The sequence below is a fragment of the Ferrovibrio sp. genome (genome assembly GCF_017994015.1).
In the GTDB taxonomy this organism is placed as follows: Bacteria; Pseudomonadota; Alphaproteobacteria; order Ferrovibrionales; family Ferrovibrionaceae; genus Ferrovibrio.
Map to the genome: position 1 here is coordinate 1 of NZ_JAGOLP010000054.1, position 21,195 is coordinate 21,195.

A 21,195-nucleotide genomic window follows, 5' to 3' on the forward strand; every position below is an offset into this window, starting at 1 on the left:
CCACCACCCCCCCCGCCGCCGCCGCCGCCAACGCCGGAGCAGATGTTTCCGTCAGACACTTTTGCCATGCCGGAAAGCGACGTGGATGCTGAGCCGCCGCCGTTGCGGGCTGCGTTTGACGACGACGACACCACCGAGCAAGGCGAGGATGCCGCCGAAGCAGCGCTGGAACGGCGCCGCGCCCGCCTGGCCGAACAGGGCCTGCACCGCCCCGGCAATGAGCGGCAGCCAAAAAAAGGCCGGCCGATGCTGTGGCTTGGCTGGCTTTTGCTATTGCTGCTGCTTGGCGCCGTGCTGGGCGGCGGTTATCTGGCGCGCACCGAATTGGTGGCGATGTATCCACCGCTGGCCCGGCTCTATGAACGCTTCGGCATCCATGTTGAACCGGCGCAATGGCTCGGCGTGGAACTGCATGGCCTGAAATCCGCCGTGGTGCTGGATGGCGGCGAAAGCAAGATCGAGATTTCAGGCGACGTGGTGAATGTGTCGGAACGCACCCGGCCGGTGCCGCCGATCCGGGTTGCCATGCGTGGTGCCGCCGGCAAGGAACTGGCGGTCTACACCCTCACCCTGGAAGACGACAAGGTGGCGGCCCAGGGCCGGCTCAACTTCAATGTGAAGCTGCCGGGCCAGAAGGAAGAAGTGCTTGATCTGGAAGTGGCCTTTGCGCCTTTGCCAGCCAATTAGGGCAGCCAATTAGAGCCGGCAATTAGGACAGCCTGACTGGCCTAACCAGGCCGTGTATGAGCAGCTTTGTCATATTTTGTAATAATTTATCTTGCACCGCAGCTTCCAGATGTTAGCCTGAGCAAACAAAACGCGCTGTCGAATCGTTCTCTCGATCCGGCTTGAGCGTTCACGCTGTTTCAGAATGACCGGCTTGGCCGGGTGCGGCCATCGAAGCGCAGAAGTGCTCCCAGGCATGTGACTGGGCGTGTGGCCGGCGGCGAGGAGACATGGCGCGCATCTTGGTGGCCGAAGATGAAGTGGCAGTGCGGGAATTCATTCGCCGCGTGCTTGAATTGCGCGGCCATGAAATCGTGACCGTGGGCGATGGCGCCGAGGCTTTGGTCAAGCTCAACCGCCTGCGCTTTGATCTGCTGCTCACCGATATCGGCATGCCCAATATGGATGGCCTGGAACTGGCGCTGAAAGTGGCGCGCGATCATCCCGCGCTACCGGTGCTGATGATGTCGGGCTATGCCGTGGAGCGCCGCCGCGCCGCTGACCTGGCCGACCTGGCACGCGGCCTGCTACAAAAACCCTTCTCGATGGTCGATCTCGCCGCCGCAGTGGAAAAGGTGCTGGCCGAGCCGGTGGCGGGGTGAAGGCCGCGCATCACAGCCGATTGGCGATTTCCAGCAGGTTGCCGTCCGGGTCGCGCAGGTAGATGGAGAGGATCGGGCCTTGCGCGCCGGTGCGGCGCACCGGGCCTTCAATCACCGGAATATTCAGCGCCGCCAGATGCGCGGCGACTTCGCTCACCGGGCGCATGGTGAGGAAACACAGATCGGCGCTGCCGGGCAGCGGGGTCGCCGCCTTGGGATCGAATTCCTGGCCGCGTTGATGCAGGTTCAGTTTCTGGCTACCAAAGGCCAGGGCATGCCGGGTGCTGCCATCAGCCACACCATAACTTTGCGGCTGCATGCCGAGGGCGCGCTGATAAAATGCCAGGGTTGCCGGAATATCGGCCACGGTCAGCACCAGATGGTCAAGCGCGGTGATCATGGCGTGCGGGTGGTTCGGGTTCAGAAACGCCGCAGCAGGCGTTCGAGATAGTCGCGTTCCAGGGCCGGTCGGTCGCGGTCGCCGGCACGGCGCTGCAATTCTTCCAGGATGCGGCGGGCGCGTTCGATGGCGGTCATGCCGCTTTCCGGCACCCGGGTTGATTCGCCGGGATTCTCAATCCCGCCAGTGGGGCGGCCAAACGGATCGCGACTATCGCGGTTGCGCTGATTCTGCCGGCTGTCGGCAGCGTCGGCCTGGCCGCCCGGCTCGCCGCCGCGCTGCGCCTGCTGCAAGTCGCGCAGGCCCTGGCGCATCTGGTCGAGCGCATCATTCTGGCCCTGCATCGCCTCGCCCGGCTCGCCGCGCCGCAAGGCTTCGCGGGCATCGCGCATGGCGCGGTCGGCCCGGCCCAGGCCTTCGGGAATCGGCATGCCGCGTTCGGCAAAGCGGTTCATCATCTCGCCCAGCCGGCGGCGCAGGTCTTCCTGCTGGCGCGCATCGGCTTCATTGTCGCCGCCGCCCGGCTGGCCCTGGCCCGGCTGCCCCGGTTGCCCGGGCTGGCCATTGCGGCCGAATTGCTGGCTGCGGCGGAAGGAGCGATCCAGCAATTGCTGTTGCTGGCGCAGCATTTCGCCCAATTCGCCCATCTGCTGGCCGCTGCCGCGCTGGCCGCGTTGGCCACGCTGCTGCTGGCCTTGTTTGCCTTGCTGACCCTGGGGGGCGCGGCCGATACGCATGTTCTTCATCGCTTCCAGCATGCGCTGCATCTGCTCAAGCATTTCCTGCGCGCTCTGCCGGTCGCCCTGGCGCGCCATCTGCTCGGCCTGATCCATCATGTCCTGGAAATCCTCCGACGACATCGCCTCTTCGTCTTCGGACAATTCCTCCAGTTCCTCGCCGCGCGCCAGCCGCTCCATGGCCTCGCGCATCTTCTCTTCCATCAGGCGATCCATCGCCTCGCGCAATTCCTGCATTTTGCGCATGATTTCGTTGTCTTCGGCGCCGCGCTCGATGGCATCCTGCAAACGATCATAGGCGGCCTGGAAATCGCGTTCGGCCAGATTGGATTTGCCGTCCTCCAGCCGCAATGCAGTCTGCCACAGCAGGTTCGAGACCTCGCCGCGCGCTTCCTGGCTGCGGTTGAGCGACAGCCGCGCCGCGCCCATGCGCAAGGCCAGATGCACGGCGGTATCCTGGCGATAACTTTCCGGCGCCAGGCTGAGGGCGCGCAAAGCCGTGGTCACGCGGCTCCATTCACCGGGTTTGAGCGCCAGCAGGCGGCGCTGTTCAATCAGTGCCTTGGCCACCGGATGGGTGAATTTGCGCGCCGGCAGGGTGGTGATCACCGGCTCGCTGCGGCCCTGCTGGCCCAGCGCATCGGTGGCCACCAGAGTGATCGCCACCTGCTGGCCGGCGAGCGGATGCTCAACAAAATCAAACGGCCTTTTGTCGCTGAAGCCACCGGCCAGCACCGGCGGCGCCGGCCAATCCACCAGCCAGCTTTCGCTGCTTTGCTCATGGCGGATCGCCAGTTCGATCTTCTGCACGCCGTAATCATCCTCGCCATTCAAGGCGATTTCGAGCTGCGGCTGGCGCCGGTCAGGCGCCACGGCTTTCGGCTCCTCGGCAAAGGCCACTTTCGGCGCTTCATCGGCCAGCAGGCGCAACGGCCATTCCGCTACCGGCTGGTCGCGCCGCAGCAAGGCCAGCGTGGCATTGTCGCCCAAAGCCGCCAGGTCGAGCGGCAGGTCGATTTCGGCATTATGCTCGTCCAGCGGCTTGAGTGCATGGCTCTGGCCGCCGAGTTTCAGGCCATAGATCGGCTGGCTGGCTTGCAGGCGCAGCTTGAGCAGGCTGCCGGTGGGAATGCTGAGCGGCTCGGCGCCCGGCGCCGGCAATATCGGCTTGCCATCGCGGCTGAGGAAAATCGGTGGCCGGCCAGTGTAAAGCGGCGGCGTGATCCAGGCATCCAGCGCCATGGTGGCGCCGGGCGGCAAAGCCGTGCCGGGTTGCAGGGCATCGCGCATGCGCTGGCCGGCCTGTTCGCCCGGGCTGGCCCAGGCCACCACCAGCAGCAGGCCCAGCGCCACGCGCAGGCCAAAACGATCAATACGCCACCAGCCGGCTTCCGGCGGCGCGATGCGCAGCGCGCCAAGCTGGGCCAGCAGGCGGCGGCGATGCGCCTGCCATAGGGCTTCGGCAATCGGGTCGGGCTGGCCGCCGGGCGGGCTGGCAAGGCTATCGGCCAGCTGGCCCAGCGGACGGTGATTAAGCTGGTTGCCGGTTTCCAGCCGGCGCAGGGCGGCAGCGCGATCCGGCAGGCGATAACCGCGGAAGCCGCCCCACAAGGCGGCGATCAGGCCCAGGCCAAAGCCGCCAAGCAGCAGCCAATGCAGCCAGACCGGCGTGTAGCGCCAGATATCGAAGCCGGCCAGCACCAGGAAAAATGCCAGCAGCAGCCCGGCAGGAAACAGCCGGGGCCAAAAATTTTCCCAGAACAGCGCCAATTGCGCCAGGCGCAGGCGGTTTTCCAGGGAATATAACGGGGCTGTGCCGGGGGCCGGGCGGGCCGCCGGTTGTGCGGGGAGAGGCGCTTGTGTCAGGCCGTCGTCGGGTCGCGCCACAGGGCAGGGCTTTCCAATGCCGTCATCTCGTCGATGGTAGGGCGGCGGCGCACCAATGCAAAGCGATTTCCGTTCACAAGAACTTCAGCCGCCAAGGGCCGGGCATTGTAGGTCGATGCCATCACCGCGCCATAGGCGCCGGCTGAGAGGATCGCCAGCAGGTCGCCATCCTGCATCGGCGGCATCGGTCGCTCCTCGGCGAAAGTGTCGCCGGTTTCGCAAACCGGGCCGACAATATCGGCCGGGCTGAGCAAAGCCTCCGGCCCAGGCTCGGCCACCGGCACGATGCGATGATAGGCTTCATAAAGCGCCGGCCGGATCAGGTCATTCATCCCGGCATCCAGGATCAGGAACCGCTTGGCCTCGGCCTGCTTCACATAGGTGACGGCAGCCAGCAGCAGCCCGGCATTGCCGACCAGGAAACGGCCCGGCTCCAGCGCGATCTCGCAGCCGAGCGGTGCGATATGTTTGCGCACCAGATCGGCATAGCCGCGCGGGTCGGGCGGGGTTTCGTCGTCATAGCGGATGCCCAGGCCGCCGCCCAGATCAATGCGGCCAAGCTGGATGCCATCGTCGCGCAGGGCCAGCACCAGCTCGGCCAGGCGGGCGAAGGTGGCGTCATAGGGCGCCAGATCGGTGAGCTGGCTGCCGATATGCACATGCACGCCCACCGGCTTGATACCGGGCAGCCGTGCCGCCTCGGCATAAATCTCCCGCGCGCGCTCAATCGGGATGCCGAACTTGTTCTCGGCCTTGCCGGTGGTGATTTTTTTATGCGTCTTGGCATCCACATCGGGATTGACCCGAATCGCCACCGGGGCGATGACGCCCAGGGCGCTGGCTACTTCCGACAGCGCTCGCAATTCCGGCTCGGATTCGACATTGAACTGCAAGATGCCGGTATTGCCGGCCTTGAGCGCTGCGGCCATTTCAGCCTTGGTCTTGCCCACGCCGGCAAAGATGATCTTGCCCGGGGCGATGCCGGCTTTCAGCGCCAGCTGCATCTCGCCGGCCGAAACCACATCGGCGCCGGCACCCAATTCGCCCAGATGGCGCAGCAGGGCCAGATTGCCATTGGCTTTCACGGCATAGGCGATCAGCGCCGGCAGGCCGGCAAAAGCTTGCTCCAGGGCGCGGTAGCGGTCGGTCAGCGCGGCGGTGGAATAGACATAGCAGGGCGTGCCGATGGCGGCGGCGATGGCGCTTAGTTTCACGCCTTCGGCATGAAGTTCACCATCACGATACTGGAACCAGGGCATACCGGTCATCTGGCAATCTCAACGATCAATTATATGGAACGGGCGTGCCGCGCGGCGGCAGGTTGGCCGGGCGCGAGGCGGCATCCTTGGGATAATCCGGCAGATCCTTGCGGCCGCAGCCGGCCAGCAGCAGGGCAAGGCAGAAAACCAGCCAGGTGCTTTTCATCATGGCATTTCCTTTGCCAGCCGCTTCTGCCAGCGCGCAATCTGGCGGCGCACATTCTGCGGCGCCGTGCCGCCATAGGAAACCCGGCTTTTCACCGAATTCTGCACGCCCAGCACGGCAAACACATCCTGGCTGATGCGCTTTTCCACGCTCTGCATCTCGGCCAGGCTGAGCGCTTCCAGCGGCTTGCCCTGGCTTTCCGCCAGCTTTACCAGGCTGCCGGCAACGTGATGCGCGTTGCGAAACGGCATGTCCAGCTTGCGCACGCACCAATCGGCCAGATCGGTGGCAGTGGTGTAGCCCTCGCCGGCACTCTGCGCCAGCAAAGGCTTATTCGCGGTGAAATCGCTCACCATGCCGGCGCTGGCGGCGATGCAGAGTTCCAGGCTGTCGGCGGCGTCGAAGGTCGGTTCCTTGTCTTCCTGCATGTCCTTGCCATAGGCCAGCGGCAGGCCCTTCAGCGTGATCAGCAGGGCATTCTGCGCGCCGATGATGCGGCCCACCTTGCCGCGCACCAGTTCGGCGGCATCGGGATTGCGCTTCTGCGGCATGATCGACGAGCCGGTGGTGAAGGCATCGCTTAACGTGATGAAGCGGAATTGCGCCGAGCACCAGATCACGATCTCCTCGGCGAAACGCGACAGATGCACCGCGCAGGTGGCGGCGGCCGACAGGAATTCGAGCGCGAAATCGCGATCCGACACGGCATCGAGCGAATTGGCCATCGGCGCGTCAAAACCCAGCTCTTTGGCGGTCATGGCGCGATCAATCGGCAACGACGTGCCGGCCAGGGCGGCGGCGCCCAGCGGGCTTTCATTCAGCCGACGGCGCGCATCCTGGAAACGGCCGCGGTCACGGCCGAACATTTCCACATAGGCCAGAAGATGATGGCCCAGCGTCACCGGCTGCGCCGCCTGCAAATGCGTGAAGCCGGGCATCACGGTATCGGCATGTTCCTCGGCGCGGGCCAGCAGGCGGCGTTGCAGATCAGCCAGGCCGGCATCCACGCGGTCGATGGCATCGCGCACCCAGAGGCGGAAATCGGTCGCCACCTGATCGTTGCGCGAGCGCGCCGTGTGCAGCCGGCCGGCGGCATTGCCGATCAATTCCTTGAGCCGGGTCTCCACATGCATGTGGATGTCTTCCAGCGCCGGATCGATGCGGAAATTGCCGGCTTCGATCTCGCCCCGGATCTGGTCCAGGCCCTTGAGGATCGCCTTGCCTTCTTTGGGTGTGATCAGGCCCTGCGCCACCAGCATGCGGCAATGCGCCTTGGAGCCGGCGATATCCTGGGCATAAAGCCGCTTGTCAAAGCCGATGGAGGCATTGATCTCCATCATGATCGCGGCCGGGCCTGCGGCAAAACGCCCGCCCCACAAATCATTGGCGCCGGCTTGCTTGCGGGCGGGGGCGGACTTATCTGATGTCTTGCGTTGAGCCATGGGGACGGAAATGCGCTTGCTTGCCTGGTTGATCGGATGCCTGCTGCTGGCTGCTTCGGCCCCCTCCGGTGCCTGGGCGGGCAATCTGCCGCCGTTGCAGGGCGATATGCGCAAACTTATCGTGGCAGACCCGCCGAAGCCAGTGGCGGCGGCCAGCTTCAAGGATGAAAACGACGCCGAAACCAGCCTGGATGCCTTCAAGGGCCGGGTGGTGCTGCTCAATCTGTGGGCCACCTGGTGCATTCCGTGTCGCGCCGAGATGCCGTCGCTGGAGCGGCTGCAAAAACAGATCAATGATCCGGGCTTTGCCCTGGTGGCCGTGGCGCAGGAACGCGCCGGCCGCGACAAGGTGGAGAAATTCCTCGCCGAATTCGCCCCCGGCCTGAAAGCCTATCTCGATCCAACGATGAAATCCGCCCGCGCCTGGGGCGCCGCCGGCCTGCCCACCACGATCCTGATCGACCGCCAGGGCCGCGAAGTCGCCCGGCTGGTCGGCGAGGCGCATTGGGATACGCCCGAGGCTGTGGCGGTGATCAAGGCTTTGCTGGCGCCATAAAAAACCCGGCGCCAGGATCGGGTCCGGGGCCGGGTTTTTTCAAGTTCAGTGCGGGCTTATCAGCGCGCCAACCCTCAGCGGGTCGGCGTCGGATGCTCGCCGCGATAATCGTAGAAGCCGCGATTGGTCTTGCGGCCGAGCCAGCCGGCTTCAACATATTTCACCAGCAGCGGGCAGGGGCGATACTTGCTGTCAGCCAGGCCCTCATACAGCACCTGCATGATCGACAGGCAGGTATCCAGGCCGATGAAATCGGCAAGCTGCAACGGCCCCATCGGGTGGTTGGCGCCGAGCCGCATGCCGGTATCGATGGCTTCCACCGAGCCGACGCCTTCATACAGCGTGTAGATCGCCTCGTTGATCATCGGCAGCAGGATGCGGTTGACGATGAAGGCCGGGAAATCCTCGGCATTGGCCGGGGTCTTGCCCAGCTTCACGGTCAGTTCGCGCACTTCGCGGAAGGTGGCTTCCTCGGTGGCGATGCCGCGAATCAGTTCCACCAGCGCCATCACCGGCACCGGGTTCATGAAATGCATGCCCATGAATTTTTCCGGCCGGTCGGTGGCCGAGCCAAGCCGGGTGACCGAGATCGACGAGGTGTTGGTGGCGATCAGCACGTTTTTCGGCAAAACCGGGCAGAGTTCGGCCAGGATTTTCTTTTTCAGCGCCTCATTCTCGGTCGCCGCCTCGATCACGATATCGGCGCTTTCAAAGCCGCGCAGGTCGCTGATCGTCTTGATCCGCGCCAGCGCCTCATCGCGGGTAAGTTCGTCGATCTTGCCGCGCGTCACCTGCCGGGTCATGTTGCCGGTGATGATGTCCCTGGCTTTTTCGAGCTGCGCCGGGTTGATGTCCTGCAACAGGACATCAAAGCCGGCCAGCGCGCCGACATGAGCGATACCGCTGCCCATTTGGCCGGCGCCGATTACCCCGATGGTCTTGATCATGCGGCTTCCCTGGGTCTGAGGTTACTTGCCGAGCTCGGCTTCGAGTTCCGGCAGCACCTTGAACAGGTCGCCGACCAGGCCGTAATCGGCAACCTGGAAGATCGGCGCCTCTTCATCCTTGTTGATGGCGACAATGACCTTTGAATCCTTCATGCCGGCCAGATGCTGGATGGCGCCGGAAATGCCCACGGCAACATAAAGCTGCGGCGCGACGATCTTGCCGGTCTGGCCAACCTGGTAGTCGTTCGGCACAAAGCCGGCATCGACGGCGGCGCGGCTGGCGCCCACGGCGGCGCCGAGCTTGTCGGCCACGGCTTCGATCAGCTTGAAATTCTCGCCCGAACCCATGCCACGGCCACCGGAAACGATGATCTTGGCCGAGGTCAGTTCCGGGCGGTCGGATTTCTGCAAATCCTGGCCCTTGAATTCAGACAGGGCCGGATCGGCCACTGCGGCCGCGGTTTCAACACTGGCCGCGCCACCTTCTGCCGCCGCAGCGGCAAAGCCGGTGGCGCGCACGGTGATAACCTTGATCTTGTCGCTCGATTGCACCGTGGCCATGGCATTGCCGGCATAGATCGGGCGCACGAAGGTATCGGCCGATTTCACTTCGACAATGCCGGAAATCTGCGCCACATCGAGCAGGGCGGCAACGCGCGGCAGGGTGTTCTTGCCCGAGGTGGTTTCCGGCGCCAGCACGGCGCTGTAATTGGTGGCAAGACCAGCCACCAGCGGCGCCAGCGCTTCGGCCAGGCCATTGGCGTATTGCGCGCCTTCCACATGGATCACCTTGGCCACGCCGGCAATCTTGGCCGCAGCGGCGGCGGCGGCGGCGGCATTATGGCCGGCCACCAGCACATGCACATCGCCGCCCAATTGGGCTGCGGCGGTGACGGCGTTGAGCGTCGGCGCCTTGATCGAGGCGTTATCGTGTTCGGCAATAACCAGGCTGCTCATAATCAGATCACTCCCGCTTCGGTCCGCAGCTTCTGCACCAGGGTGGCGACATCCGGCACCTTGATGCCGGCCTTGCGCTTCGGCGGCTCCTCGACGCTCAGCGTCGTGAGGCGCGGCGCGATATCGACGCCCAGATCGTCCGGGGTCTTCTCGTCGATCGGCTTCTTCTTCGCCTTCATGATGTTGGGCAGGCTGGCATAACGCGGCTCGTTGAGGCGCAGGTCGGTGGTGACCACCGCCGGCAGCTTCAGTTCAACGGTTTCAAGGCCGCCATCCACTTCGCGCACCACATTGGCCTTGCCATCGGCAATCGCCACCTTGTTGGCGAAAGTGCCCTGGCTCCAGCCCAGCAGGGCGGACAGCATCTGGCCGGTCTGGCTGCTATCGTCGTCAATCGCCTGCTTGCCGACGATCACCAGCTGCGGCGCTTCCGCCTCGGCGATCTTGGCCAGCAGCTTGGCCACCGCCAGCGGCTGCACTTCGGCATCGGTCTTGACCAGGATGCCACGATCAGCGCCCATGGCCAGCGCGGTGCGCAGGGTTTCCTGCGCCTGGGCCGGGCCGATGGAAACCGCCACCACTTCGGTGGCGATGCCGGCTTCCTTGAGCCGCACGGCTTCCTCAACGGCGATTTCGTCGAACGGATTCATCGACATCTTGACGTTGGCGAGATCGACTCCCGTCTTGTCCGCCTTGACGCGGATCTTGACGTTGTAGTCCACCACGCGCTTGACCGCGACCAGAACCTTCATGGACGTCAAACCTTGTTTTTATCGTGACAATTAGGATGGCCGGAGCGCCAGGTAGCGTCCGGCCGGTATTTTTTCGCGCTGCACACTATAACCCGCTGACAGGGCTGTCAACGAACCGTAAAACCCCGCTCCGGCGCCGGAAATGCCCCATTCGCGGCGAAATTTTCATACCCGTCCTCTTGTTCGGCAACGGAGCATTCCCACATCTCAGGCGTGGGGCCCACCAATGCCTGCCTGACGCATAGGGGGTGAGAGCCGGGCCGCCTCATCAGGAGTATATCTATGGACTTGGAAAAATTCACCGAGCGTGCGCGCGGCTTCCTGCAAGCGGCGCAAACCCTGGCGCTGGCCCGTGGGCATCAGCGTTTCACCCCCGAACATATCCTCAAGGTGCTGCTGGACGACCCGGAAGGCATGGCTGCCGGGCTGGTGCAGGCGGCGGGCGGCCAGCCGGCCGTTGCCAAGGCCAAGAATGAGGAAGCCTTGGCCAAGCTGCCCAGCGTGGAAGGTGCCGGGGCGGGACAGCTCTATATGGCGCCGGAACTGGCGCGGCTGTTTGAACAGGCCGAGAAGCTGCGCGAAAAATCCGGCGACAGCTTTGTAGCCGTGGAGCGGCTGTTGCAGGCTGTGCTGCTGACCAGCACCCCGGCCGCCGAAGCCCTGAAAGCCGCCGGGCTGACCGTTGCGGCGCTGGAAAAGGCCATTGCCGGTTTGCGCAAGGGCCGCAAGGCGGATAGCGCCTCGGCCGAGCAAGCCTATGATGCGCTGAAGAAATATGCCCGCGACCTGACCGAAGCGGCGGAAAACGGCAAGCTTGATCCGGTGATCGGGCGCGACGAGGAAATCCGCCGCACCATCCAGGTGCTGAGCCGCCGCACCAAGAACAATCCCGTCCTGATCGGCGAGCCGGGCGTGGGCAAAACCGCCATCGTGGAAGGCCTGGCGCTGCGGATTGCCAAGGGCGACGTGCCGGAAAGCCTGAAGAACAAGCGGCTGATGGCGCTCGACCTCGGCGCCATGATTGCTGGCGCCAAGTTTCGTGGTGAATTTGAGGAGCGTTTGAAGGCCGTGCTGGCCGAGGTGACCTCGGCGGAAGGCCAGATTGTGCTGTTCATCGATGAATTGCACACCCTGGTCGGCGCCGGCAAGGCCGATGGCGCCATGGATGCCTCCAACCTGCTGAAGCCGGCGCTGGCGCGCGGCGAATTGCATTGCGTCGGCGCCACCACGCTGGACGAATACCGCAAGTATATCGAGAAGGATGCGGCGCTGGCGCGGCGTTTCCAATCGGTCTTCATCGGCGAGCCGACGGTGGAAGACACGATTTCGATCCTGCGCGGGCTGAAGGAGAAGTATGAGGTGCATCATGGTGTGCGCATCACCGATGCCGCCATTGTTGCCGCCGCCACACTCTCCAACCGCTATATCACCGACCGTTTCCTGCCCGACAAGGCCATCGACCTGGTGGACGAGGCCGGCTCGCGGCTGCGTATGGAAGTGGACAGCAAGCCCGAGGCGCTCGACGAACTCGACCGCCGCATCATGCAGCTCAAGATCGAGCGCGAGGCGTTGAAAAAGGAAACCGATCCGGCATCGCGTGACCGCCTGACCAAGCTGGAAAAGGAACTGGCCGATCTGGAGCAGCAATCGACGGCGCTTTCGGCGGCCTGGCAGGGTGAAAAGGCCAAGCTCGGCTCGGCCCAGAGCCTGAAGGAGCAGCTTGACCGCGCCCGGCTCGATCTGGAACAGGCGCAGCGCAAGGCGGATTGGAACCGCGCCTCGGAATTGTCCTATGGCGTGATCCCCGGCCTGGAACGGCAATTGGCCGAGGCTGAGGGCGCCAGCGGCAAGAGTATGGTGCGCGAGGCGGTGACCGAAAGCGACATTGCCGGCGTGGTATCGCGCTGGACCGGCATCCCGGTGGACAAGATGCTGGCCGGCGAGCGCGAAAAGCTTTTGCGCATGGAAGACAAGCTGCGTGGCCGCGTGGTGGGCCAGGATGAGGCCTTGGTGGCGGTGGCCAATGCGGTGCGGCGCGCCCGGGCCGGCTTGCAGGACCCGAACCGCCCGATTGGCAGTTTCCTGTTCCTCGGCCCCACCGGCGTCGGCAAAACCGAACTGACCAAGGCCTTGGCCGAATTCCTGTTCGACGACGATCAGGCCATGGTGCGTATCGACATGTCGGAATACATGGAGAAACATGCCGTCAGCCGCTTGATCGGCGCCCCGCCGGGTTATGTCGGCTATGACGAGGGCGGCGCGCTCACCGAAGCGGTGCGGCGCCGGCCATATCAGGTGGTGCTGTTCGACGAGGTGGAGAAAGCGCATCCGGATGTGTTCAACGTGCTGCTCCAGGTGCTGGATGATGGCCGGCTCACTGATGGCCAGGGCCGCACGGTGGATTTCCGCAACACCGTGATCATCCTGACCTCCAATCTGGGCAGCGAATATCTTGCCCAGGCGGAAGCCGAGACCATCGACGAAGTGGTGCGCCATCGTGTGATGGAAGTGGTGCGCGGCCATTTCCGGCCGGAATTCCTCAACCGGCTGGATGAAGTGATCCTGTTCAAGCGGCTGAGCCGCGACAACATGACCGGGATCGTCGATATCCAGTTGCAGCGGCTCTACAAGCTGCTGGCGGATCGCAAGATCACGCTCGATCTGGATGCCGGCGCCAAGGCCTGGCTCGGCAATGCCGGCTATGATCCGGTCTATGGCGCGCGGCCCCTGAAGCGGGTGATTCAGCGTGAGCTGCAAAACCCGCTGGCCAGCCTGATCCTGGAAGGCAAGGTGCCGGATGGCGCCGTGGTGGCCGTCAGCGCCGGCCCCGACGGCCTGATGATCCAGGGCCAAGTGGTTCATTGAGGGAATTGCGCTTGCCCTAGTCCCATTTTGGGACTAGGGTGACGCATGCGCGCGGCGCCTCTGGGAAAGTTTGCAAGCCAATTTTGCGGTGCGTGAGCCTGTCTTGGCATACAGGAGCGAGGCCATGGAAGTCCGACCCATCCGCACCGAATCCGACTATCACGCCGCGCTTGCCGAGATTGATCGCCTGATGGATGCCGCCAAGGACACGCCGGATGGCGACCGGCTGGATGTTCTGGCCACCCTGGTGGAAGCTTATGAACGCCGGCGTTTTCCGATGGACCTGCCCGATCCGGTCGAGGCGATCAAATTCGTCATGGAACAGCGCGGCCTGACGGCCAAGGACCTGGGGCCGATGATTGGCCGCAGCAACCGGGTTTATGAAATCCTCACCGGCAAGCGTGCCCTCACCTTGCCGATGATCCGCCGCCTGCATGACGGCCTCGGTATTCCGCTGGAGAGCCTGATTGGTCGCGGCGAAACGGTTTCGCGGGCAGCTTGACCAAGTACCGCAAGAACAAAGTCGTCGTGGTCGGCGCAGGCCGACCACCCACGAGTGCTTTTGCCAGTCAGCTAAATGAAAAACGTGGATGGTACGCCTTCGCGTACCATGACGGTTTTTTGTTGGGGATTTCATTACAATCAGACATGCCCAGCCGAGCGACCGTGGATCAAGTCCGCGCATGACGATTAAGCAGGTGGGGAAACTTCTACTCCGCCGCTTCCAGTTTCAGCGGTTTCACCTTGATGCTGGCATCATTGTTCACGCCCCAGAGATCGTAGGTATTTTGCAGCCGCAGCCATACTTCCGCCGTGCCGCCGAAGACGCGGGCCAGCCGTACCGCCATTTCCGGCGAGATGCCGGCGCGGCCATGCAGCAGCGCCGATAGCGCCTGCCGCGACACGCCCAACCTGTCGGCGGCCTCGCCGACTGCCATATTGTTGGTGTCGAGGCAGAGTTCCTTCACCACCTTGCCGGGATGCGGCGGGGGCTTTTTCATTTCAAGCTCCTCAAGGGTAATCGACCCTATCCCGAAGTACTAAGATGTAAAGCTAATCTTTACGTGCACAAAAATGCTTGACCAGACTTAGCCTCCGCTATATTAAACCATTAAGTTAATTAACCGATGGGTTCAATTGTGACTACCGACCGCCTGAGCCAGACCCTGGCTGCGCTTGCTGATCCGACGCGGCGGGCGATTCTGGCGCGGCTGGCGCAGGGTGAATGTTCGGTGACGCAACTGGCCGAGCCTTTCGCCATGAGCCTGCCGGCGGTGTCGAAGCATCTGAAGGTGCTGGAAAAGGCCGGTCTGATCGCCAAGGGGCGCGAAGCCCAATGGCGGCCCTGCCGGCTGGACGCGGCGCCGTTGCAGGAAGTGGCCGGCTGGATCGAGGGCTACCGGCGCTTCTGGGACGAAAGCTTCGACCGCCTGGATGCCTATTTGCAGCAGCTTCAACAGGTGAAATCCGATGAGCAGCATTGAGATCGATTACCGCGCAGCGCAGGGCCACGACATCGTGCTGGTGCGCGAGTTTGCCGCGCCGCCGGCCCTGGTCTACCGCGCCTGGACCGATGCGGCGCATCTGGCGCGCTGGTGGGGACCGCATGGCTTCACCAATCCGGTCTGCCGCATCGACGCGCGGCCGGGCGGCGAAATCTATATCGTGATGCAGGGGCCGGATGGCGTTGGCCTGCCGATCAAGGGCCACGTGCTGGAAGCGATCCCGGGTGAAAGCCTGATCTACAGCATGGGCGCCGATAACAGCCGGGGCGACTGGCAGATCGAAACCATGCCGCGCCCCGCCGTGCATATCATCCGATTCGAGCCGCTGGATGGTGGCCAGCGCACGCGCCAGACCGTGACGGCGCGGATGGGCAATGCCGAGGATCTGGCCTTCATGGCCGGCATGGGCATGGCGGAAGGCTTCGGCCAGAGCCTGGAGCGCCTGGCTGAGCTGGTGCAGGCATAACAAGAGGAACCACTCGCCATGCTGACCTATAGTCTGCTCGGCCTTGCCGCGCTGATCGCCGCCATCCTGATCTATGCCGCCACCCGGCCGGATGATTTCCGCCTGGAGCGCAGCACCAGCATCCAGGCCGCGCCGGCCGCCATCATGCCGCACCTGGCCGATCTGCGGCGCTGGGGCGCCTGGTCGCCCTGGGAGAAGCTCGATCCCGCCATGCAGCGCAGCTTCAGCGCCAATTCAGTAGGTGTTGGCGCCGCCTATGAATGGGAGGGCAAGAATAATGTTGGCGCCGGGCGGATGGAGATTATGCAGGCCGGGCCGGAGCGGCTGCTGATCAAGCTGGATTTCCGCAAGCCGTTCAAGGCCAGCAACTTCACCGAATTCACCTTGTTGCCGGAGGGCGAGGCCACACGGGTCACCTGGGCGATGTTCGGCAGCAATGGCTATCTGCACAAGCTGATCGGCCTGATCTGCCGCCCGAGCATGATGCACCGGATTTTTGACCAGGGCCTGGCCGATCTCAAGGCCGAGGTTGAACGATAAGCGAGAAGGAGTTCCTGCATGTCCGGTTCCACTTTTGTCATTACCCGTGTGGTCGATGCCCCGCGTGAGCTGGTGTGGCGCCTGCATACCCAGGCCGAGCATCTGAAAAACTGGTTCGGCCCGAAGGGTTTTCCGATGAGCCATTGCAGCATGGATCTGCGCGTAGGCGGTGTGTTTCACTACTGCCTGCAAATCCCCGGTGCGGGCGAGATGTGGGGCAAGTGGACTTTCCGCCGCATCGAGGCGCCGCATCTGCTGGAATGCATCGTGTCGTTTTCTGATCCCGACCAGGGCGTGACGCGGCATCCGATGGGGCCGGACTGGCCGTTGCAGACCCTGGGCATCACCACTTTCGACGAGGAACCGGACGGCAAGACCCGCATCACCGTGCATTGGAGCGCCTATGAGGCGACGCCCGCCGAGCAGGCCGCCTTCGATGCCGGCCATGCCAGCATGGAGCAGGGCTGGGGCGGCACTTTTGAGCAGTTCCTGGCTTACCTCGCCAGCGTGAAATAACGCAGCAAGCGGCCATCGATACAGGCCAGGCCAAAGCCGATCAGCGCCAGACCCAGCATCTGGCTGGCGCTGATGCTTTCGCCCAGCCACAAAACCCCCATCAGCATGGCGCTGGGCGGGATCAGGAAAGTGACCAGTTGCAGATTGGTGCTGCCGGCGCTGGCCAGGATGCGGAAATACAGCGTGTAGCCCAAGGCGGTGGAAATGCCGGCCAGGCCCAGCATGGCGGCCAATGCCTGATTGCTGGGCAGCGGCAACTGCCAGGGCTGATCGATAAGCAGCGCCACCGGCAGCAGGATAAGGCTGGAGCCGATCACCTGGCCGGTGGCGGTGGCCATCGGCGCCACGCCCCAGGTTGAAAAGCGCCGGCCATACAGCCCGGCCACGGCATAGGACATTGCCGCCAGCACGATGGCTGCCTGCGCCCACACATCGGCGCCCAGGCCGCGCAAGGCTGCCGGGCCGATTATCGCTGCCACGCCGCAGAGGCCGCTGAGCAGGCCGGCGAGCCGCGGCAGGGTCAGTTTTTCGTTTGTAGTGACCATATGCGCCAGCAGCACCGCCCAGAGTGGCGTGGTGGCGTTGAACACCGCCGCCAGGCCGCTCGGGATATGGCTCTGGCCCCAGACGATGAGCGAAAACGGGATCACGTTATTCAGCAGCCCCATCATCAGGAAGCCGCGCCAGATATGGGCCTGGCGCGGCAGCGCGATACCCAGGCCGCGCAGGATCAGCAGCAGGATGGCGGCAGCCAGGGCAACCCGCAGCATCACCAGGGTCAGCGGCGGGATTTCCTTCACCGCCACGCCAATGAAAAAGAACGAGCCGCCCCAGAGCAGCGACAGGCAGAGCAGCAGGCCCCATTCCAGGGCATTCATTCGAGGATTGAGGTTGGTCATGTAAGACTCGTCACCCCCGGGCCTGACCCATGACTCTTCGGTTTAATTTTGGCTGGGTTGCTGGAAGGCATTTCAGTATGTGCTTTTACCGCGTTCGCTTTGTCGGGACATGAAATTGACGCCGCTGCATGATTGTTGCTTTTGGCCCCAACCACCCCTCACTCGTCATGCCCGGGCTTGACCCGGGCATCTCTCCTTGCCCTATAATTCTTCGGAAAATCAAGAAAAACGAGATGCGCGGATCAAGTCCGCGCATGACGATTATGGGATGGTGAGGCCAGAGCCGCCATCCGCTTCCTGCGCTCACAGCATCTTTATATGGCCGGGTTGTGCCGCCACCCGGGCGAGCCAGGCGCGGATCGCCGGATAGGCTGAGAGGTCCATGTCAGCCTCGTCAGCGCGGTGGGTATAGGCATAGAGCGCGATATCGGCGATGGAATATTGCCCGCCGACGAAAAACGGCTGCTGCGCCAGATGGCCTTCCATCACGGCAAAAGCCTCGTAGCCCTTGGCCAGCCGGGCCGGCAATTCCGCCATGCGGGCATGCTGGCGGCCAAGATGGCGGATGATATAGCGCGGCGTCGCCACATAAGGCTCGTGGCTATATTGTTCAAAGAACAGCCATTGCAGCACCTGAGCGCGCAACAGGCGCTCGGCCGGCCAGTAGCTGCTGCCATCGGCCAGGTAACACAGGATGGCATTTGATTCGGCCAGCACTGTGCCGTCTTCCAGGCCCAGAGCCGGGATGCGGCCATTCGGATTCTTGGCCAGGAAAGCCGGCCGGCGGGTTTCGCCCCGGTCGATATCCAGTTCAACCCGCTCATAGGGCAAGCCAAGCTGGGCCAGCAGCAGACGGCATTTATAGCCATTACCGGAATCGAGATAATCATACATCGTCAGCATAGCAGCCTCTGTTGCGGGTTTGTGGCCCCTCGATACGGTATGCCCGGGCCTGGTGCAAACCAGACTTTCTCGTAGTATGGCTAAGATTATCTAAGCCTGGAGGGAATCATGGCGCGTCGCCTGCCGCCGCTGAATGGTCTGCGTGCCTTTGAGGCTGCGGCAAGGCTAGGCGGTTTTGTTGCCGCCGCCGAGGAACTCAGCGTCACCCCGGCAGCGGTGAGCCAGCAGGTGAAGGGCCTGGAACAGCAGCTTGGCCTGCCGCTATTCCGCCGTGCGCCGAATGGCCTGACCCTGACCGAAGCCGGCCGCGCCTATCTGCCGGCTTTGAGCGATGGTTTTGACCGCCTGGCCGAGGCCAGCCATGGCCTGGCCACGGCAGCGCAGGGCGGCCGGGTTTGCATCAGCCTGTTGCCGGCGCTGGCATCGGGCTGGCTGGTGCCACGCCTGGGCCAGTTCCGCCGGGTATTTCCCGGCGTGGCCTTGCGGCTCGATACCAACCGGCGGCTGACCGATTTTGACCGCGAGGAAGTGGATCTGGTGATCCGTTTCGGGCCATGGCGCGCCAAGGCGGCCTTGCCCAAGGGGCTGGCGGCATATCGGCTGATGGCGGAGGAAGTCCATCCGGTGGCCAGCCCGGCTTTGCGCCTGGGCGGCCGCGACCTGGCCGACCTGCCGCCCGAATTGCTGCTGCATGACACTGATATCGGCGTGGCGGATGAACAGCCCTGGCTGAGCTGGCCAAGCTGGTATCGCCGCGCCGGGCTGCCGCCGCCCGATCCGGCGCGTGGCATCGGCTTCACGGATTCGTCGGTGCTGCTATCTGCCGCCTTGGCCGGCCAGGGCGTGGTGCTGGGTCGGCTGCCGCATCTCGGCGACCTGCTGGCGCGGGGCCATCTGGTGCGGATCGGCCAGCAAAGCTGGCAGGCCGAGTGGGTGTATCAGGTGGTGGCGCCGGAAGCGCATTTCCGCCGCCCGCTGTTGCGCGCCGTGCTGGACTGGCTGTTGCGGCAGCAACAGCCATAACAGGGAGCGGCTGTTGCGGCAGCAACAGCCATAACTGCCATATCAGCGAGCGTTAGTTTGCGCCGCTGAGCAACGCCATTACCGGGGTGCCGCGGATTTCACGTTCCACCTGCTCTACATAGCGGCGGAAGCGCTCATATTCGGCGCCATCCAGTTTGCGGCCGGAGGGGAAGCGCACATTCATCGGATTGACCTGCTTGCCTTGCAGCAGCACTTCGTAATGCAGATGCGGCCCGGTGGAACGCCCGGTGGAGCCGACGGTGCCGATGATCTGGCCCTGGCGCACCCGCTGGCCCGGCTTCACGCTCATGCGGGTCATATGGGCATAGGCGGTGGCATAGCCATTGCCATGGCGCAGCCGCACATAATTGCCATAGCCGCCATTCCAGCCGGCCATCTCCACCACGCCCTCGCCGGCGGCCTGGATCGGCGTGCCGCTGACAGCGCCGAAATCGACGCCCTTATGCATCAGGCTGAAACCGAGGATCGGATGCATACGCTTGCCGAAGCCGGAAGTGAGTCTGGCGCCATCAATCGGTGTGCGCAGCAAAGCCTTCTTCACACTCTGGCCGCGCGGCGTGAAATAATCCGCATCGCCGCCATCATGCGGCCGGTAATAGTAATAGCGCAGTTCGCGGCCGGAGAGCGTCATTGAAGCGGCGGCGATGCGGCCGGTCTTCACTGTTTTGCCGTGGTCATCGACATGGCGCTCGAAATAAACCTCAAAACTGTCACCCGGCTGGATTTCGCGCTGGAAGTCCACGTCATAGGAGAACAGCTTGATGAATTCGGCCAGCAGGCTGGAATTCAGCCCGGCCTCGATGCCGGCATTATAGAGGCTGTCGGTGATATCGCCGGCCACCCGGGCATGGCTGAGGTCAAATTCGCGGATCGTCTCATTGGCGCGGAAGCCGGTATCCTCGCGCACCACATTCAGCTCGCGCTCAACACTCGGCGCCAGCGCCATTTCAAACAGCCGGTAATCCTCGCCATCGTCCAGGCGTTCAAAGGTCAGGGTGATTTCCTGGCCGATCTTCAGCCGGCGCGGATTGAACTTCTGGCCCAGCGCCTGGATCGCCTGATGCGAATCTGCCGGCTCGGCGCCGGCTTCGGTCAGCAATTGCATCAGCGTGTCGCCGGGGCCGACTGCCACCTTCTTCAGCACTTTGCTGGGCAGCAATTCGGCTTCGTCGCGCAATTGCGGCCACCAGGTTTCCGGCTGGGTGACAAATGCCTCCAGTGCCGGCGCGATGCGGATCGCATCATGCACCACCTGCTCCATGGCGCGCGCCGGCGCCACCATATCCAGCGTGATGCCCTGGAAGCTCATGCTCTGGAGCACCGGGCCAGCGCTGTTCGCCGTATTATTGGCTGGCGCCATCATGCTGCTTTGCGTCTCTGGCGGCTTGATCGGGTGCAGCAGCAGGGCCAGGCCGGCACAACCAAGTGCCAACAACGCCATATTACGGCGCGGCCGGGCGAGAAAATTGCTGGTCACAGCCCCACGGGCGGAAAAAAAACGCGCTTTCAAAACTCATCCCCCAACGATTCCGGGTGAACACCGGCTTCGGGCATATACGAGACGACCAGCTTTGCCACTGGTTTGCCCGGGGTCAAGAAATTAATACGATAATTGGAGCGGCACTTACGCAATCTAGTTACCAAATCTTGTGGATAAATCAGCACTTATCCCCATTTCGTAGTTTGTGATTTTTTTTTGAAGAAAGTCGTTGACGGGGTGGGCTGAGATGAATATAAACCGCCCCACGAGACGCGGCGGACTGGTTCCCACGGAGTTCTTCGGGACTGGTTCGAAAGCGTCTTTTCTGTCTCTAAAGAGTAGCGATCACTGATCGCGGTTCTGGAAAAAGACAGTACTGTTGTTGGACATCGTAAATCGGAATGGAAGAGATGCGTGGGCGGCGGCGTCGACCGCTAGGTCTTCGGACCTGGTTGGATCAAAAGCTCGTCTGCTCAAGCATCAAGTACCATCACTATCCACTCTCACGGTGGGTATGATGGAACGCTATGCGGGTCTGTTGTCACC

General features: G+C 63.5%; 22 protein-coding genes. 10 read left to right on the forward strand and 12 right to left on the reverse strand.

What is annotated here, in order from left to right:
• Both KBB36_RS17300 and KBB36_RS17305 read left to right on the forward strand, forming a co-directional pair.
• The coding region (locus tag KBB36_RS17300) for a DUF3426 domain-containing protein (protein ID WP_290983769.1) at positions 1-687 on the forward strand (687 nt) is incomplete at its 5' end.
• 269 nt (positions 688-956) lie between these two features.
• Positions 957-1,328, forward strand: coding sequence for a response regulator (locus KBB36_RS17305; protein WP_290983772.1), 372 nt, complete (start codon positions 957-959; stop codon positions 1,326-1,328).
• A 10-nt stretch (positions 1,329-1,338) separates the two neighbouring features.
• On the opposite strand, the gene KBB36_RS17310 is transcribed toward KBB36_RS17305, so the two are convergent.
• Genes KBB36_RS17310 through argH form a run of 5 tightly spaced genes read right to left on the reverse strand, consistent with a single transcriptional unit; the run spans position 1,339 to position 7,219 of the window.
• Positions 1,339-1,728: a VOC family protein gene (locus tag KBB36_RS17310; RefSeq protein ID WP_290983775.1), complete on the reverse strand. Its 390-nt coding sequence runs from the start codon at positions 1,726-1,728 to the stop codon at positions 1,339-1,341.
• Positions 1,729-1,748: 20 nt separating this feature from the next.
• Positions 1,749-4,352: a TIGR02302 family protein gene (locus tag KBB36_RS17315; RefSeq protein ID WP_290983778.1), complete on the reverse strand. Its 2,604-nt coding sequence runs from the start codon at positions 4,350-4,352 to the stop codon at positions 1,749-1,751.
• A complete protein-coding gene (gene lysA, locus KBB36_RS17320; protein WP_290983836.1) occupies positions 4,328-5,611 on the reverse strand; it encodes a diaminopimelate decarboxylase in 1,284 nt (427 codons plus the stop codon). Before lysA ends, KBB36_RS17315 begins: the two co-directional genes overlap by 25 nt.
• Positions 5,612-5,636: 25 nt before the next feature.
• On the reverse strand, positions 5,637-5,780 hold the full coding sequence (locus tag KBB36_RS17325) for a hypothetical protein (protein ID WP_290983781.1): 144 nt from the start codon (positions 5,778-5,780) through the stop codon (positions 5,637-5,639).
• Positions 5,777-7,219 (reverse strand): argininosuccinate lyase, encoded by a 1,443-nt coding sequence (gene argH / locus KBB36_RS17330; RefSeq protein ID WP_290983784.1) that lies wholly within the window; start codon positions 7,217-7,219, stop codon positions 5,777-5,779. The genes KBB36_RS17325 and argH overlap by 4 nt, the downstream gene beginning before the upstream one ends.
• 10 nt (positions 7,220-7,229) lie before the next feature.
• Here argH and KBB36_RS17335 point away from each other — a divergent pair, with 10 nt between their 5' ends.
• A complete protein-coding gene (locus KBB36_RS17335) occupies positions 7,230-7,775 on the forward strand; it encodes a TlpA disulfide reductase family protein (RefSeq protein ID WP_290983787.1) in 546 nt (181 codons plus the stop codon).
• Between the two features lie 74 nt (positions 7,776-7,849).
• On the opposite strand, the gene KBB36_RS17340 is transcribed toward KBB36_RS17335, so the two are convergent.
• From KBB36_RS17340 to KBB36_RS17350, 3 genes are read right to left on the reverse strand one after another with little or no spacing between them, the layout of a single operon-like run.
• A complete protein-coding gene (locus KBB36_RS17340) occupies positions 7,850-8,722 on the reverse strand; it encodes a 3-hydroxybutyryl-CoA dehydrogenase (protein WP_290983790.1) in 873 nt (290 codons plus the stop codon).
• Positions 8,723-8,743: 21 nt separating this feature from the next.
• Positions 8,744-9,679, reverse strand: a complete 936-nt coding sequence (locus tag KBB36_RS17345) for an FAD-binding protein (RefSeq protein WP_290983793.1) — start codon at positions 9,677-9,679, stop codon at positions 8,744-8,746.
• A 2-nt stretch (positions 9,680-9,681) separates the two neighbouring features.
• Positions 9,682-10,431: an electron transfer flavoprotein subunit beta/FixA family protein gene (locus KBB36_RS17350; protein WP_290983796.1), complete on the reverse strand. Its 750-nt coding sequence runs from the start codon at positions 10,429-10,431 to the stop codon at positions 9,682-9,684.
• Between the two features lie 282 nt (positions 10,432-10,713).
• Here KBB36_RS17350 and clpB point away from each other — a divergent pair, with 282 nt between their 5' ends.
• Together clpB and KBB36_RS17360 are read left to right on the forward strand one after the other, a co-directional pair.
• A complete protein-coding gene (clpB, locus tag KBB36_RS17355; protein WP_290983799.1) occupies positions 10,714-13,296 on the forward strand; it encodes an ATP-dependent chaperone ClpB in 2,583 nt (860 codons plus the stop codon).
• A 124-nt stretch (positions 13,297-13,420) separates the two neighbouring features.
• Positions 13,421-13,798, forward strand: coding sequence for a transcriptional regulator (locus KBB36_RS17360; RefSeq protein ID WP_290983802.1), 378 nt, complete (start codon positions 13,421-13,423; stop codon positions 13,796-13,798).
• Between the two features lie 208 nt (positions 13,799-14,006).
• Here the strand turns inward: KBB36_RS17360 and KBB36_RS17365 are convergent, their stop codons facing one another.
• Entirely contained in the window at positions 14,007-14,297 is a 291-nt protein-coding gene (locus KBB36_RS17365; RefSeq protein WP_290983805.1) for a HigA family addiction module antitoxin, read from the reverse strand.
• Positions 14,298-14,435: 138 nt separating this feature from the next.
• Between KBB36_RS17365 and KBB36_RS17370 the strand changes: the two genes are divergently transcribed.
• From KBB36_RS17370 to KBB36_RS17385, 4 genes are read left to right on the forward strand one after another with little or no spacing between them, the layout of a single operon-like run.
• Entirely contained in the window at positions 14,436-14,780 is a 345-nt protein-coding gene (locus tag KBB36_RS17370) for a metalloregulator ArsR/SmtB family transcription factor (protein ID WP_290983808.1), read from the forward strand.
• On the forward strand, positions 14,767-15,267 hold the full coding sequence (locus KBB36_RS17375; RefSeq protein ID WP_290983811.1) for an SRPBCC domain-containing protein: 501 nt from the start codon (positions 14,767-14,769) through the stop codon (positions 15,265-15,267). The genes KBB36_RS17370 and KBB36_RS17375 overlap by 14 nt, the downstream gene beginning before the upstream one ends.
• Positions 15,268-15,285: 18 nt before the next feature.
• On the forward strand, positions 15,286-15,807 hold the full coding sequence (locus KBB36_RS17380; protein WP_290983816.1) for an SRPBCC family protein: 522 nt from the start codon (positions 15,286-15,288) through the stop codon (positions 15,805-15,807).
• 18 nt (positions 15,808-15,825) lie between these two features.
• Positions 15,826-16,323: an SRPBCC domain-containing protein gene (locus tag KBB36_RS17385; protein ID WP_290983819.1), complete on the forward strand. Its 498-nt coding sequence runs from the start codon at positions 15,826-15,828 to the stop codon at positions 16,321-16,323.
• Here the strand turns inward: KBB36_RS17385 and KBB36_RS17390 are convergent.
• Positions 16,302-17,222: a DMT family transporter gene (locus tag KBB36_RS17390; protein ID WP_290983822.1), complete on the reverse strand. Its 921-nt coding sequence runs from the start codon at positions 17,220-17,222 to the stop codon at positions 16,302-16,304. The two genes, KBB36_RS17385 and KBB36_RS17390, sit on opposite strands and share 22 nt — an antisense overlap.
• Positions 17,223-17,525: 303 nt before the next feature.
• Positions 17,526-18,125, reverse strand: coding sequence for a glutathione S-transferase family protein (locus KBB36_RS17395; RefSeq protein WP_290983825.1), 600 nt, complete (start codon positions 18,123-18,125; stop codon positions 17,526-17,528).
• Between the two features lie 108 nt (positions 18,126-18,233).
• Between KBB36_RS17395 and KBB36_RS17400 the strand changes: the two genes are divergently transcribed.
• Positions 18,234-19,148: a LysR substrate-binding domain-containing protein gene (locus KBB36_RS17400; protein WP_290983828.1), complete on the forward strand. Its 915-nt coding sequence runs from the start codon at positions 18,234-18,236 to the stop codon at positions 19,146-19,148.
• A 52-nt stretch (positions 19,149-19,200) separates the two neighbouring features.
• Here the strand turns inward: KBB36_RS17400 and KBB36_RS17405 are convergent, their stop codons facing one another.
• A complete protein-coding gene (locus KBB36_RS17405) occupies positions 19,201-20,610 on the reverse strand; it encodes a peptidoglycan DD-metalloendopeptidase family protein (protein WP_290983831.1) in 1,410 nt (469 codons plus the stop codon).
• Between the last annotated feature and the right edge of the window lie 585 nt (positions 20,611-21,195).